This is a genomic window from Alteribacillus sp. JSM 102045 (assembly GCF_041949975.1).
Lineage (GTDB): Bacteria > Bacillota > Bacilli > Bacillales > Marinococcaceae > Alteribacillus.
In genome coordinates, this window is the sequence record NZ_JBHFQG010000004.1 from 160,007 (window position 1) to 173,561 (window position 13,555).

Here is a 13,555-nt window from a genome sequence, read left to right on the forward strand (position 1 = left end):
TTCCTTTTTAAAGTTTATTCACCTTGAAGCTCTTCAATTTCAGATTCTATTTTGTCTAGTATCTCTTCTGCTTGATCACCAGCGTTATCTCTATAGAAATCACGCTGTGGAATAGCTAATTCACGGAACGCCTCACGCTGTTCTTCTGTTAATTCTGTAACTTCTGTTGGGTTTTCTTCGTTATCTTCAATTTCAGACAACAGTTCATCATTTAACTCGTCTTGAAGCTCAAATCCTACATCTCTCATTTCTTCTACTGTTTCATCAATCATTTCTTTAATATCATCTGGAAGATCATTATAGAAAGTCGGATTTACGGTTGTCATTGCTACATAAGTGTTGTGGTTAGAAATGGTCATATAATCCTGAACTTCATGATAAGAAGAGTCTGCGATAAAGAAAATTGGATTTTCCTGTCCATCTACTGTTCCCTGTTGAAGCGCCCCATAAAGGTCTCCTGCACTCATAACAGAAGGATCAGCTCCATACGCTTTATAAGATTCTTGAATTAAAGGAGAATCCTGCGTTCTCATTTTAAATCCTTCAAAGTCCTCAGGTGCAGTCAGTTCTCTATTTCCTGTCCATTGCATAGCCCCTTCTGTCCAAAAGGATAGAGGTTTAATGTCATTTTCTTCATACAATGCAGCTAAATCTTCGTTTAAGGCTTCACTAGTATTTAATAGTTCATGTGTGACTTCTTGATCATCTGGAAGCAAAAACTGCAGCGCAAAAATTTGCCCTTCTTCTACCATTGTTCCAGTAAACCCAGGTGAAACGATAGCAAATTCTACAGCTCCGCTTTGAAGCTGTTCTACTTGGTCCACTTCACTTCCAAGTCCACCAAACTCATAAACATCCATCGTAATCTGTCCGTCTGATTTTTCTTCCAGACGACTGGCAAATTCTTCTGCATATTCATACTGAACTTGTCCATCATTTTCTTCTGTTACGAAACGCCATTCGTATGTTTCTCCTTCTCCCCCAGCAGAATCTTCATTCCCTCCATCATCAGATCCTCCACCGCAAGCAGCTAATACAAGGGAAGATACAAGTGCTGAACTAATTAGCCAGCCAAACTTTCTCTTCTTCATGTTACATTACCCCCTTAAAATTTCTTTAATTTATCTCAACCCCTGTTTATAACAGGAAAAGAGAAATCTCTGGAAATACAATTAGTAATATACAAACAACAACCATCATGATAATAAACGGTGGTGTTCCCCTGATCGTATCTAGATATGAACGGTTAAATACCGCACTCGCTGTAAATATGTCCACCCCAAATGGTGGTGTAGCTGAACCTAGAGCCGCTTGGAATGTTATGACTACCCCAAGGTGAACAGGATCCACCCCAGCCTGTTGAGCTGCAGGAGCAAAAATTGGAGTTAAAATCAAAATAACTACTATTGGATCGACAAACATACAGCCGATAAAAAAGAAAATAGAAACAATAATTAAAACATATATTGCCCCAGGATCACCGCCTAAGAACGTTTCAGTGATTAGTTGAGGTATTCTTGCATACTGTATAGCCCAGGCAAATGCCTGCCCCCCAGCTACAAGAATAAATACAGCAGATGTAACCAACCCAGTTGAAAGTGCAACTTTAGGGATTTTTAACGGGCTGAATGACCTGAAAATAACAATTTCTAATAGCAGAGCATATAAAACCGATATCCCTGCAGCTTCCGTTGGAGTAAAGAACCCAGAGTAGATACCTCCGATAATGATAACCGGGAACATAAGCGGGAATACCGCTCGCCAAGTAAATGCAAAACGTTCCTGCCAAGTTGCTTTGTCAGCTAATGGAATGTTAAATAGTTTAGCATGTATGTAAGCATAAATAGCAAAAAATAAGAATATTAGCACTCCAGGACCTATACCTGCAATAAATAAATCCCCAACCGAAGTTCCAGATATAAGACCGTAAATAATCATTCCGATACTTGGCGGAACTAATAAAGCTACGTCACTTGAGTTAATAATAAACGCTATCGCTGTAGAATCCTTGTAGCCAATCTTAAGCAGGCGCTCCCGCATAGGTTTCCCGATCGCTACAACGGTTGCCTGCGTAGAACCCGAAATGGACCCAAACAATGTACATGCAGCTGCTGTTGTAATAGCATAACCACCGCGGAGATGCCCCACAAATGAACCTACAAAATCAAGCAGCCGCTTAGAAGTCAACCCCATTGACATGATATCTGCCGCAAAAATGAACAACGGCACAGCAAGAAGTGCAGGTTCTGAAATTCCATTTAACATTTGCTGAATCATTAAGTAAGGTTCTAAGTTTGGAAAAAAGATAATAACAACTACCAAAGGAGCTAAAATTAATGGAATGACCATTGGAAAACCTAATACTAAAAATACAACCATAATGGCTAATAGTGTTATAACCATCTGCAATTCCTCGCTATTCTAAATATTTTAGACCGAACCGGAACGCTCTATATCATCATCATCATCGTAATCTTTACGTTCCGCAGCCAGGCAAACATCTTTATTTCTAACGTTCACCCAGAAATTTCGGAGAAATTGAAGACCTCCTAAAACAAAACCGATCGGCACCCATATCAGCATCCAGTAATATGGAAAACGTAAAGCAGAGGTCACTCGGCCAGAATTATTTACAGACTGAACATAATCATATGAGTAGAAAGCCAGGACAAACAAAATAATAGCTGTCACTAAAGGAATCAATAATGCCAGCGTTTTTCTAAATTTGAAAGGTACGTTGTCAAACAATGCTGACATACTGATATGACGGCCTTTCCGGGCTACATAGCTTATCCCCATAAAAGTTGCCATGTACAAAGCTAGCTCGCTAATTTCTTCTGTGAATGACCAGCTTCTCCCAAAAAAGTTCCTGCTTATAGCGTTTCCAGCTACCATTACTGTTATCGTAATAATAGAAAGGCTTAATATAACCTCTTCGAGCCTTCTAAGCATATTATCCAACCACTTAATAATTTTCATGATAATCAGCATCCACTCCGAACATTTCGTGGTTTTTGTAAGTTTACTTATTTTTCGAATAAATAGAACAACTTTCATCTTACTTGAATTAAAGGTCCAGAATCAAATGACGTATGCATTCATTAGACTTTAAATTTCATTGTAAAATATGCTTAGTATAAAAAAGATCCCTATATCTGAAACAACCCTCCTTTATGTATGCTACTTCCGCCTGATTCCTTTTACCTATATTCAAAAATAACTGTTTTGCATAGAAAGTAATACAGAAATACAAAATGCCTTTCACAGTTATTAGAGAAAATGGTAAACGGTACCTTGTTTTTGTGTGATATAATTAGGTTATTGAAAAAGAAGGATAGAATGGGTTACATGCCAATATTCAAAACTATCCGAAAACTTTAGATAATTAATAGTATAACAGTTGTTTGAAAAATATAAAAGAGCCAGTTCTTTTAGACTGCTAATTATTGGTAATTTTTCCAATGCAGCCAGATTAATAATCACTGCCTTTTCTAAATGCTGTTAAACTGAAAGGACGTTCTATCAATGGAGCTGCTTAATAATTTCCCTTTATGGATTGCTCTTATTTCTATATTATTTGCTCAAGGTATTAAAATACCACTTGCATATATTGCTTCAAAAAAATGGGACCTGACTCTTGTTACGAGTACCGGCGGAATGCCTAGTTCCCATTCTGCTGCAGTTACGTCAGTATCTACTGCTATTGGAATAGAACACGGTTTTGATTCAGCTCTTTTTGCAATATGTATGGTTTTTGGGGTCATCGTTATGTTTGATGCTACCGGGGTCAGACGTCATGCCGGTTATCATGCTACCGTTTTAAATCAGCTAGTTGTAGATTTTAATAAATTTGTTACAGAAGCCAAATCTTGGCAGCAGAAGGAAGAAACAGAAAAAAGAGAAGAATTAAAAGAACTGCTTGGCCATCAGCCGATTGAAGTATTTTTCGGCGGTCTTTTTGGAGTGCTTATCGCCGTTATTGGTCATTATGTTCTGTTTGGATGATGAGAGGAGATAAATATGCGGATTGTTTCACTTTGCCCAAGTAATACAGAAATTGCAGCTTATTTAGGGTTAACGGACCAAATCGTTGGGGTTGATAACTACTCTGACTGGCCACCATCTGTCAATAACCTTCCCCGCCTTGGTCCTGACCTTTCTATTGACATGGATAAAGTAGAAGAATTAACACCTGATCTTGTGCTTGCGTCTTTAAGTGTTCCAGGGATGGAAAAAAACGTAGAAAAGCTGAAAGAAAAAAACCTGCCTTATATTGTGTCCGAACCAAATTCACTAGACGATGTCCGCCGTGACCTTCTCATTATCGGTGAAGCAGCGGAAACTTATAAAAAAGCTCAGACTGTAGTAAACCGCATGGATCAAATTCTCGATGACTATGAAAGAAAAGCAGCCGGATGTCATCCAGTTCGTCTATACTGGGAGTGGTGGCCAAAACCTGTTTTCAGTCCAGGAGGCGGAAATTGGCTGAGTACCATAAGCAGATTGGCCGGAGGAAGGAATATATTAGAAGACAGAGATGAGGCCAGCTGTCAAGTAAGCTGGGAAGAAATAAAAAACTTAGAACCTGATCATATTTGCCTGGCCTGGGTTGGAGTACAAACTGAAAAGGTTAGACCGGAAATCTTACAAAAAAGAGAAGGCTGGACTTCCATGAAAGCCCTAAAAGACGGTAAAGTGCATGTTTTAGAAGAGCCTTTATACTGCCGGCCTTCTCCAAGACTATTGGCAGGTTTACAAAAGCTTGCTTATCTTTTACATCCCGATGTATTTCAAAAACCGGATAACACCGATCCTCTTTTAGCAGAATTGTAACTTCCAAAGGAAGGGCTTTGCTGAACTACTGGTAAAGCACCTTCTTTATTTAATGCCATTAAATCTTTTTCTCTCAGGGTGCCATCTCCTTTCTTCAACACATAAACTTTAACATTTCGTTTTCCCCATTCATCATAGACTTCTTCTACCGTATCATAATATAGATCCAGTTTTTTTCCCTTTATAGAAGAGCCTGTATCCGCCACAATGCCATACCCGTACTCTGGAATATATAAAACCGTTCCAATTGGAAAGTACTTCGGATCCGCTGCAATCGTAGATACTTGATCACGTCTTACTTTGACACCAGAATACGTAATGCCATAGGCAGGGTCTTCTTCTGTTTTCCCTGTTGATTCATATCCTGCTGTGTACCCTGTTGCGGTCACCATTTCTGTTGGTCCTTCCGCTTCAAATAAAATTTCTGCTTCTTCATTAAAAGCGGGCTCCTGGCCTTCCTCATTTATACCGCGCTTAAAATGGTTTGTCCCCTGCTTCTCTGGAACATCCGAAATTCTTTTATCATTAGTATATTCCGTTTTAAAATATTCATAAAAATAACCAGGCAGCTCTTGAGCTTTTACATTGGTAACAAAAGATAAAGTAGTAGTGACGGCGATGACAAAAAATAAAGTCATAGATAAACGTCTGTAAATCGTTATTTTTTTTTCCATTTCAATCACTCCTCTCACAGAAACAGCATCTCCAAAAAAAGAGAATTTATTCCTGTAAGAAAAGTACAAGCGTTCTATAATTGACGTTCGGTTAAGGTTAATGAACTTCTACTTAATTCGAACACGTCCTGTAACAACGCCGAACTGGATTGCACAGGACGTGCTGACTTTTGCCCTGTGGCATTAGCGACATTAGCACATCTTTTTTGCGTCGTTGTTCGCGATTTTATCAAAAGATCCTTTCAGAAAGGGCTTCCGAGAGGCTGGGCGCTGAATCTCGACATCAAAGCGCAAAATTATGTACTTTTTTGTCTATAAAAAAAGCGGAAGCGACCGTTTTTGCATAAAAAAGGAGCTGCTTCTCTATAGAACAACTCCTAAAACATTTGATACCCTCGTACTCGAAGCATCCTTATTGCAATACCTGCAATAATTGCTCCAACCATACCGCTCGACAATATAAGTATATCTACAAGTTTTAACGAGATAAGATCATTGCCTAAAGCACTGAAGGACGATGCCGGTGATAGAATATAATCAATGAAGCCAACATTATCTATGATTGCGATAACCACAAGCGGATAAACGACAGCCATTATCCAAGTAGATCGTAAAATCATATTCAAAAGAAATCCAATTCCAAAAAATAACAGCAAAAACAGCATCATCGATATAATTAATTGAGGAAGGCTTCCAATGCCGCTCATTCCCGTTCACCCCCCAAATCATTGTAAGTGTATAAAAGGATGAAAACAACGTCAACTCATACACTTTTTCTATTATACACGATATATATGACCAAAGTGTGAAACGTTTTTATACACCAAAAAAAGAGCAGTTCTCAGCGGAACGCTCTACTATGGTTTGCCTTGAATGACTTCTCTTCGTCAGCATCCCTATTCATTTAAAAAATAACAGCCAGGACCTTACTTTTGAAACTTAATTTCGAACTTTTCCCCTGCCGCTGCAATATTCACACGTTTCAGTCCCGCCAACCATTAATTGAAAATATCCTTTCCCTGTACAATAGGGGCATGATTTATTACTTTCTCTTTTTTTCATTTTCTCTTTACCTCCCTCTTTATATTTGAATTTTCAGATAATATATCAAAAATTTAATGGTTTGGAAAGTTTTCTAACACACCTTTAGCCTTCATGAAAGCGCAAACATCATACCACTACTCATTTGTTTCCGCTCATATTCTTTTTTTCACGTAGACATGGGCTATTCTTGAAATTCAGCGATAGGGGCAGGCATATAGGTAGGCAGGGCAAACAAGGGGTCACCCTAGGTTTTAATTATCACTCGAACTTCTTTTTTTTCAGTTTGTGATTAAAAAGACCTGGAAGTCCTTCCTAAAACAAGGATGTTGAACCCCTAGACAAGAGACAGATATATGAAGTGGTAATCAAGGAGGGCTCTTGGCTCCCAGTATCAGAGGAACAGTGATGAAACGGGCACTAAGAAAGGGGTCTGCTTCGAAGCAGGAGCGAGCGAAGTGGGACGGTAACCTAGGAAAACTCTTGGTACCCGGTATCAGAGGAACAAAAGAGAAACGGGCTTTAAGCAACCGGCTTGGATCCTTAAACAGGAGAAAGAAAAGCCGAACGGTAACCAAGAAAGAGTTTGAAGGCTTCGTTACCTTCATTTCACCTGAACATTATGAAAAATAAAATGATGTGGGCGCTGCCAACTTTCTGATAAGTGCGCAATGGCACCGCCTGCAGAAAAGTAAACGAACAAAAGCGCAAGTGCCCTGTTCAGCCTCGACAGGTAAATGTTCTTCAGTCATGAAAGGCGCTCTTTGCCTTTCATGACTGGAGGTTATTTAACCCCGAGAGGCTGAACAGGGCGCTGAAGCTAGACGAGCATCAAACAATATGGAGATAGTTATCCACAACTTGTAAAAACATAATTTCCTAAACAACAAGCAAAACAGCCGGTCGTGATTAATATTCACGACCGGCTGTTTACCATGCGATGGTTTTTGATCAACTCCTGCTTATTTCATTAAAATGGATTCTTTCCTTTTTTCAAGGTAAGGCCTGCGCCGCCCAGAATCCAAAGATAACGATTATCAATCATTTTCTTCATGAAATTAGCGGATGTTCCAAAGAGTTTTTTATTGCCGACAACACCAATAGCTTCTTTTCCTCCAAGAGAAGCAACCGTACCTTTAATGTCTGGTTTAAATTCTTGGAGTTTTTCTCCTTTAACAAGAGCTTTTAGATTTTTAGCTACTGTTTCCGCCTGCTGCATTGCGATTTGTGCAGTAGGAGGATAAGGTCGTTCGGTCTCTTCATTTATCATTAAAGAGCAGTCCCCAATAATAAAGATATTGTCGTGGCCCGGAGCACGGAGGTCAGGATCTACTTTGACCCGTCCTCTCATGTTTTCAAAACCGGAATTTTCGATAACCGGATTTCCACGGACACCAGTAGCCCAAACAACAGTTGCTGATTTTATTTCTTCACCATCTTTTAAGACCACACCATTTTCAGTTACTTCACTGATAGGGGTGTTAATTTTAAATTCTACACCGCGGTTTTCAAGGAGATTCATAGCGTATTCCACCAGCTCAGGGTCGAATCCCGGCAATGCAGTAGGTGCTGCTTCAATCACATACATTTTTACTTTGTTTTTAGGAATGTCATATTCCTTGCAAAGCTCAGGAACACGTTCACTCAATTCTCCAATGAATTCAATCCCTGTAAAGCCTGCCCCTGCAACTACAAAAGTTAATAGATGATCTTTTGGTTCAGGTTCATTATTGTATTTAGCAAACATATATTCAATATGCTCTTTTATTTCACGCACGCCGTTCACTGTCCATTTATTAAAGGCATAATCGAACACACCCGGCACTCCAAATGTTTCCGGTACAGCACCGAGAGCTGTTACAAGATAATCAAACTCAACTTGTCCGCCGTTTTTCAATGAAACTTTATTCTCTTCTCTGTGAATTTCTACTACTTCATCTTGGATAAAATTGATTTTATTAATATCAACGACATCATTAATTTTCATGCGGGTTCTATCGTGGTGGAGCGTTCCTGCTGCAGGTTCATGGAGCCATGTAGTTTGGTAATGATAATCATGTTTACTTATTAACGTTACATTTGCCTCGTTGTGCCCTAACTCTTTTGTAATTTTAGTCGCCGTTACCATACCGCCGTAACCAGCACCTAAAATTAAAATATTCGGTTTGGTGGCCATCATAATCACATCCATTTTCTAAAGTATTTACTTAATATCTTTCCCGGAACCTTTTTATTAGAATATAATAAATTCACATGTGATTGATTTCACGTAGATGAGGTAAGAAAAATCCCCTTCTCTTTTCCGGGATGAAAAAACGAAAAATAGCAAATATGAAGTTTATTAATAGAAAAAAGCTAATCTCCGTTCAAAAAATTCTACAATATGTTGCATAATAGTCACAAATTACATGTATTATGATATTTCTTTTTTCTATGTTTTTCAACCTTTTTTTCAAAAGTTCTTACATAGCATGTAAAGATAATGATGTATAGGAGAAAGGGGACTGGTGCCAATTCCTTCTGGTACAGCTTTAGCTTCTTCGATAAGATTATAGATACCGACGTTAATAGTAATAACCCTCTTCCTTTTAAAAAATATAGTCATATGCTTATAATAGAAGGTAGTGTTTTATGAAGTTCATATGGAGGTGGACGTGTTGACCCTAGAAAATGAAATATATGATATTACAATTATCGGGGGCGGTCCGACGGGATTATTTACCGCTTTTTATGGAGGTATGCGGCAGGCAAAAGTAAAAATAATCGAAAGCATGCCTCAGCTTGGCGGACAGCTGTCGGCCCTATATCCTGAAAAGTATATATATGATGTTGCCGGCTTTCCTAAAGTCAGGGCTCAAGAATTAGTTGACAACCTTATTGAGCAAATGCATACGTTCGAATCGGAAGTTGTTCTCGAACAGTCCGTCCAAAATGTTATAAAAACAGACGATGAAATATTTGAACTGCATACTGATAAAGAAATTCATTATTCCAAAACGATTATAATTACAGCAGGCGTTGGTGCGTTTCAGCCTCGCAAATTGAAGGTAGAGGGAGCTGAACCTTATGAAAACAGCAACCTGCACTATTTTGTAAATGACTTAAAAGAATTTGCGGGACAAAAAGTCATGATATGCGGCGGCGGCGATTCTGCTGTGGACTGGGCAAATATGCTGGATCCTATATCTGAAGTAACCCTTGTCCATCGTCGTGATAAGTTTCGGGCTCATGAACACAGCGTAGAACAGCTGCGTCAATCGGGGGTAAATATTGTTACTCCATTTCAAGTAAAAGAGCTGATCGGAGACGGAGAAAAAATTAAACAAGTCGCTATAGAAGAAGTAAAAGGAGAGGCCGTTAAAACAGTTGACGTGGACGCTTTAATCGTCAATTACGGCTTCATCTCTTCTCTAGGTCCGATTAAAGAGTGGGGCCTTAACATTGAAAAAAACATGATAGAAGTGAATTCGAAAATGGAAACAAACATTAAAGGTATTTACGCAGCTGGAGATGTTGCTACCTATGATGGTAAAGTAAAACTTATTGCTACTGGATTTGGTGAGGCGCCAACTGCTGTAAACAACGCAAAAGCATATATTGATCCAAATGCCCGCCTCCAGCCTGGGCACAGTTCTCATATGTTTTAAGGTAACATTAAAACTTTCAAAAAAATCCCTTTGCAGTTTTAACACCGCAAAGGGATTTTTCATTTAGCAGTCTTCTGGAGTACCTGCGTTAGTAGCTGTTTTAAAGGAAGATCCGCAGCCACAGGAAGCAATGGCGTTTGGATTATCAATCGTAAAGCCACCGCCCATCATATTTTCTTTATAGTCAATAACAACGCCGTCTAAGAGCGGTGCACTTTCTTTATCGATAAGAATTTGAAAGCCGTTTTCCTCCTGTACATTGTCCGTATCTTCGACCTCTGTATCAAAACCCATACCATACGACAATCCGCTGCAGCCGCCGCCTTTTACACCAACACGCAGTTTCAAGTTATCATCATTTTCTTCTTTCATCATATTCTTCACACGCTCAATCGCAGCGTCTGTAATATTAATCATGAAAAATCCTCCTTTTCATTAATAAGCCGGAGTTTTGTATTCCTTAAGGAGAGTATATCGTTTTTTGGAATACCTATCAAATAATCTGCCAAGTTCTTTGGCTGGAGTAGGGTACAGAAGGGAGGGATTTGTTTTTGGGTTTCAACTCAAGCAGTTTATTATGCTTTTGATCAACTTTTTGACTGTAATGAAGGACTAGAGGATGCTCTATGCCATGTAGTTCAGCAGCTTCTATCATCTTTTGACGGAGACTTTCTAGTTCTTTTTCCTCCAAGGTAGTGAAAACATTTTTACCCATTGCCTTCCCTCCCTAACAGGGTACATCTTCACATTTATATTATTTCTATTTTATCTTAATTTCCATAAAAAAACAAATATTATCATATAATGTTTGGTTTTTGCATATTCTTTTCACTGTTTTATCTCTTAAACTTTTTTATTTGAACTCTTAGTATTTCGGTTCTCTACATGTCTCTCTTTTATTTCAAACCCTCAAGATGTATAATGAATTTATATTGCCGTGGGCATTAACGTATTCAGAAAGGAAGGATACAATGGCAGTCACTTTAACAAAAGATGCCAAAATGCAGAATATAGCCGATAAAATACAACAAGGTGAGCGCCTTTCCATTGAAGATGGCCTTTATTTATATGAAACAAGTGACCTTTTAAGCGTAGCCCAGTTAGCTGACCAAGTTAATGAACAGAAAAACGGAACTAATGTTTATTTTATAGAAAATATGTACATTAACCCTACAAATGTTTGTGAAGCAAGCTGCGGTTTTTGCGGTTTCAAACGAAAGCCTGGTGAAGAAGGCGCTTATACCATGCATGAAGAAGAACTTCTAGAATATGTAGAGAAACGATGGAATGACAACATACAAGAATTTCATATCGTCGGCGGACATAATACAGAGGTTGGCTTTGACTATTACCTCAACACTATTAAAACTTTAAAAAAGCATTACCCTCAGGCAGCTGTCAAAGCATATACAGGCGCAGAAATTGAATTTTTCGCCCGTCATGCTGGGCTTACCATGAAAGAAGTACTTGAAGAGTTAATGAAAGCCGGACTGGACACTCTTCCAGGCGGCGGCGCTGAAATATTAACAGAAAGATACCGAGCTAAAATGAGCCCGGATAAAGCTTCTACAGATGAATGGCTTGAAGCCCATGAACTAGCTCATGAGCTTGGAATGAAAACTCATGCGACAATGCTTTACGGTTCCATTGATACCTTTGAAGAACGACTCATCCATATGGATCGATTACGCCAGCTTCAGGATAAAACGAATGGATTTATGGTTTTCATCCCTCTTGCTATGCAGCCTCGAAAAGTAAATGCGGGCTGGAACCGCCGTACTTCTGCATACGATGATATGAGAACGATCGCTATCTCACGTTTGATGCTCGATAACTTTGATCATATCAAAGCATACTGGATTAATATTGGAGCGCAATTAACACAAATGGCTCTCACCTTTGGTTCTGATGATATTCATGGCACACTTATTGAGGAGAGAATCTCCCACTCTGTAGGGGCACTCACCTCTCAGGGGCTGACTCGCAAAGAACTGATCCATCTCATAAAAGGGGCAGACAAACAACCTGTCGAACGTGACACATTTTACAATGTTATCAAAAAGTATTAAACATAAAAATGGGAAAAGGCAGCTGCTCTTTCCCATTTTTTCTTACTTTCTTATTCTATACGTTCCTTCGCATATTGTTTCCGCCGGGCCAGTCATCCAAATATTCCCTTCTTCTTTCCAGGTAATATGCAGATCTCCTCCGAGAAGGTGTACGGTAATAGTTGTTTCCTTTTTGGATCGATGTGTAAGAACAGCAGCTGCTACAGCAGCGCATGCCCCCGTACCGCAGGCTTGTGTGATGCCTGAACCTCTCTCCCATACGCGAAAATGCATTTTATCTTCAGCAATCATTTCTACAAATTCAATGTTTGCTGATTCTAGAAACATATCATGCTTCTCCAGCACAGGACCGGCCTTCTCGACTGGAGCTTTGTTAATATCATCTACAAAGAAAACGGCGTGGGGGTTGCCCATAGAAAGGGCCGTCATTTTTAAAGTAGCTCCAGACACTTCTACTTCTTCTTCAATCGTTTTGCTATCAGGATCACCTTTCAAGGGAATGTCTTTTTTTAATAACCTGGGCGGTCCCATATCTACAGAAACAAGCTCTACCTGCTGCTCATCTTCACTTAAATGAACGCTTGCTTTTACTGGACCTCCAAGCGTTTCAACTGTGAAATCCTTTTTTGAGACGAGATTCTTTTCATAGGCCAGTTTTGCTACACAGCGAAGTCCATTACCGCAATTTTTTGCTTCTGAACCGTCCGCATTGAACACTCTCATCCGGATGTCTTGTTCTTTTGATGGGCCGATCAATATCATTCCATCTGAACCGATGCCCGTGTTTTTATTAGAAATCTGTACAGCAATATTTGATAATTCTTCTTCTTTTAACGTTTCTTCAAAAAGGTTTATATATATATAACTATTCCCTAAACCATGCATTTTGGTGAATTTCATTTTTTGCTCCCTCGTTTCCTCAACGAATCTGTCGTCCAAAAGTAATCATTATCTGCTTGAACAATTGTCATTTTGTTATGACAACAAGGCATGATAAGGGTTGTTTTTATTTCCTCCATTGCGTTTTCTAAGTCCTCCGGTTTCATATATGTAAGCACATTTTTAGCATCGCAATAGGGGCAGTCCTCGATATAAATATCATCACCCATCTTCTCAAACGGCCATGTATTTTCAAAAGGAATTAATTTCATTTATATCCTTTTCCCTCCCTATTTTATAAGTAACAGAAAATTTTTGAAAGTGTATTATTAGAAAAACTCGGCTTGCCGCCAAGTCCTTATGGCGGAAGTCGTAGTTTTACTTATACTTTGAACCTTTAACAAAGTTAAAC

The 13,555-nt window shown here is 39.0% G+C and carries 15 protein-coding genes; 4 read left to right on the plus strand and 11 right to left on the minus strand.

Translation table 11 applies throughout. The features are described 5' to 3' along the window. Positions 1 to 14: 14 nt before the first annotated feature. From ACE1TI_RS04615 to ACE1TI_RS04625, 3 genes are read right to left on the minus strand one after another with little or no spacing between them, the layout of a single operon-like run. Positions 15 to 1,091 (minus strand): TRAP transporter substrate-binding protein, encoded by a 1,077-nt coding sequence (locus ACE1TI_RS04615; protein WP_375006408.1) that lies wholly within the window; start codon positions 1,089 to 1,091, stop codon positions 15 to 17. Positions 1,092 to 1,137: 46 nt separating this feature from the next. Continuing rightward, positions 1,138 to 2,403: a TRAP transporter large permease gene (locus ACE1TI_RS04620; protein ID WP_375006409.1), complete on the minus strand. Its 1,266-nt coding sequence runs from the start codon at positions 2,401 to 2,403 to the stop codon at positions 1,138 to 1,140. Between the two features lie 27 nt (positions 2,404 to 2,430). Then, positions 2,431 to 2,979 carry a TRAP transporter small permease gene (locus ACE1TI_RS04625; RefSeq protein ID WP_375006410.1) on the minus strand — a complete coding sequence of 183 codons (549 nt, stop codon included), beginning with the start codon at positions 2,977 to 2,979 and terminating at the stop codon, positions 2,431 to 2,433. Between the two features lie 546 nt (positions 2,980 to 3,525). Between ACE1TI_RS04625 and ACE1TI_RS04630 the strand changes: the two genes are divergently transcribed. Together ACE1TI_RS04630 and ACE1TI_RS04635 are read left to right on the plus strand one after the other, a co-directional pair. After that, positions 3,526 to 4,005 (plus strand): divergent PAP2 family protein, encoded by a 480-nt coding sequence (locus ACE1TI_RS04630; protein WP_375006411.1) that lies wholly within the window; start codon positions 3,526 to 3,528, stop codon positions 4,003 to 4,005. Between the two features lie 15 nt (positions 4,006 to 4,020). Continuing rightward, on the plus strand, positions 4,021 to 4,833 hold the full coding sequence (locus ACE1TI_RS04635; RefSeq protein WP_375006412.1) for a cobalamin-binding protein: 813 nt from the start codon (positions 4,021 to 4,023) through the stop codon (positions 4,831 to 4,833). Here ACE1TI_RS04635 and ACE1TI_RS04640 read toward each other — a convergent pair. The 4 genes from ACE1TI_RS04640 to ACE1TI_RS04655 all read right to left on the minus strand — a co-directional run bounded on the left by ACE1TI_RS04640 (position 4,791) and on the right by ACE1TI_RS04655 (position 8,724). After that, entirely contained in the window at positions 4,791 to 5,507 is a 717-nt protein-coding gene (locus tag ACE1TI_RS04640) for a 3D domain-containing protein (protein ID WP_375006413.1), read from the minus strand. The genes ACE1TI_RS04635 and ACE1TI_RS04640 overlap by 43 nt on opposite strands. 377 nt (positions 5,508 to 5,884) lie before the next feature. Further along, positions 5,885 to 6,214 carry a YuiB family protein gene (locus tag ACE1TI_RS04645; protein ID WP_375006414.1) on the minus strand — a complete coding sequence of 110 codons (330 nt, stop codon included), beginning with the start codon at positions 6,212 to 6,214 and terminating at the stop codon, positions 5,885 to 5,887. A gap of 232 nt (positions 6,215 to 6,446) precedes the next feature. After that, a complete protein-coding gene (locus ACE1TI_RS04650; RefSeq protein ID WP_375006415.1) occupies positions 6,447 to 6,569 on the minus strand; it encodes a YuiA family protein in 123 nt (40 codons plus the stop codon). A gap of 949 nt (positions 6,570 to 7,518) precedes the next feature. Then, positions 7,519 to 8,724, minus strand: a complete 1,206-nt coding sequence (locus ACE1TI_RS04655; RefSeq protein WP_375006416.1) for an NAD(P)/FAD-dependent oxidoreductase — start codon at positions 8,722 to 8,724, stop codon at positions 7,519 to 7,521. 466 nt (positions 8,725 to 9,190) lie between these two features. Between ACE1TI_RS04655 and ACE1TI_RS04660 the strand changes: the two genes are divergently transcribed. After that, complete coding sequence (locus ACE1TI_RS04660) at positions 9,191 to 10,195, plus strand: NAD(P)/FAD-dependent oxidoreductase (protein WP_375006462.1); 1,005 nt, start codon at positions 9,191 to 9,193, stop codon at positions 10,193 to 10,195. Positions 10,196 to 10,258: 63 nt separating this feature from the next. Here ACE1TI_RS04660 and erpA read toward each other — a convergent pair whose 3' ends face one another. Together erpA and ACE1TI_RS04670 are read right to left on the minus strand one after the other, a co-directional pair. Continuing rightward, entirely contained in the window at positions 10,259 to 10,612 is a 354-nt protein-coding gene (gene erpA / locus ACE1TI_RS04665; RefSeq protein WP_375006417.1) for an iron-sulfur cluster insertion protein ErpA, read from the minus strand. A 76-nt stretch (positions 10,613 to 10,688) separates the two neighbouring features. After that, the gene (locus ACE1TI_RS04670) at positions 10,689 to 10,910 is read right to left on the minus strand and encodes a Spo0E family sporulation regulatory protein-aspartic acid phosphatase (RefSeq protein ID WP_375006418.1); all 222 of its coding nucleotides are present in this window, start codon (positions 10,908 to 10,910) and stop codon (positions 10,689 to 10,691) included. A 256-nt stretch (positions 10,911 to 11,166) separates the two neighbouring features. Between ACE1TI_RS04670 and mqnE the strand changes: the two genes are divergently transcribed. Continuing rightward, the gene (gene mqnE / locus ACE1TI_RS04675; protein WP_375006419.1) at positions 11,167 to 12,264 is read left to right on the plus strand and encodes an aminofutalosine synthase MqnE; all 1,098 of its coding nucleotides are present in this window, start codon (positions 11,167 to 11,169) and stop codon (positions 12,262 to 12,264) included. A gap of 42 nt (positions 12,265 to 12,306) precedes the next feature. Here mqnE and dapF read toward each other — a convergent pair whose 3' ends face one another. Both dapF and ACE1TI_RS04685 read right to left on the minus strand, forming a co-directional pair. Beyond that, positions 12,307 to 13,164 (minus strand): diaminopimelate epimerase, encoded by an 858-nt coding sequence (dapF, locus tag ACE1TI_RS04680; RefSeq protein WP_375006420.1) that lies wholly within the window; start codon positions 13,162 to 13,164, stop codon positions 12,307 to 12,309. Beyond that, the gene (locus tag ACE1TI_RS04685) at positions 13,161 to 13,415 is read right to left on the minus strand and encodes a hypothetical protein (RefSeq protein WP_375006421.1); all 255 of its coding nucleotides are present in this window, start codon (positions 13,413 to 13,415) and stop codon (positions 13,161 to 13,163) included. The genes dapF and ACE1TI_RS04685 overlap by 4 nt, the downstream gene beginning before the upstream one ends. Between the last annotated feature and the right edge of the window lie 140 nt (positions 13,416 to 13,555).

Coding starts and splice junctions, on each gene's coding strand:
- ACE1TI_RS04655 (WP_375006416.1), bottom strand. CDS start 8,724: ATGGCCACCAAACCGAATATTTTAATTTTAGGTGCTGGTTACGGCGGT.
- ACE1TI_RS04685 (WP_375006421.1), bottom strand. CDS start 13,415: ATGAAATTAATTCCTTTTGAAAATACATGGCCGTTTGAGAAGATGGGT.
- ACE1TI_RS04630 (WP_375006411.1), top strand. CDS start 3,526: ATGGAGCTGCTTAATAATTTCCCTTTATGGATTGCTCTTATTTCTATA.
- ACE1TI_RS04645 (WP_375006414.1), bottom strand. CDS start 6,214: ATGAGCGGCATTGGAAGCCTTCCTCAATTAATTATATCGATGATGCTG.
- ACE1TI_RS04670 (WP_375006418.1), bottom strand. CDS start 10,910: ATGGGTAAAAATGTTTTCACTACCTTGGAGGAAAAAGAACTAGAAAGT.
- ACE1TI_RS04650 (WP_375006415.1), bottom strand. CDS start 6,569: ATGAAAAAAAGAGAAAGTAATAAATCATGCCCCTATTGTACAGGGAAA.
- dapF (WP_375006420.1), bottom strand. CDS start 13,164: ATGAAATTCACCAAAATGCATGGTTTAGGGAATAGTTATATATATATA.
- ACE1TI_RS04640 (WP_375006413.1), bottom strand. CDS start 5,507: ATGGAAAAAAAAATAACGATTTACAGACGTTTATCTATGACTTTATTT.
- ACE1TI_RS04635 (WP_375006412.1), top strand. CDS start 4,021: ATGCGGATTGTTTCACTTTGCCCAAGTAATACAGAAATTGCAGCTTAT.
- ACE1TI_RS04620 (WP_375006409.1), bottom strand. CDS start 2,403: ATGGTTATAACACTATTAGCCATTATGGTTGTATTTTTAGTATTAGGT.
- erpA (WP_375006417.1), bottom strand. CDS start 10,612: ATGATTAATATTACAGACGCTGCGATTGAGCGTGTGAAGAATATGATG.
- mqnE (WP_375006419.1), top strand. CDS start 11,167: ATGGCAGTCACTTTAACAAAAGATGCCAAAATGCAGAATATAGCCGAT.
- ACE1TI_RS04660 (WP_375006462.1), top strand. CDS start 9,191: ATGGAGGTGGACGTGTTGACCCTAGAAAATGAAATATATGATATTACA.
- ACE1TI_RS04625 (WP_375006410.1), bottom strand. CDS start 2,979: ATGAAAATTATTAAGTGGTTGGATAATATGCTTAGAAGGCTCGAAGAG.
- ACE1TI_RS04615 (WP_375006408.1), bottom strand. CDS start 1,091: ATGAAGAAGAGAAAGTTTGGCTGGCTAATTAGTTCAGCACTTGTATCT.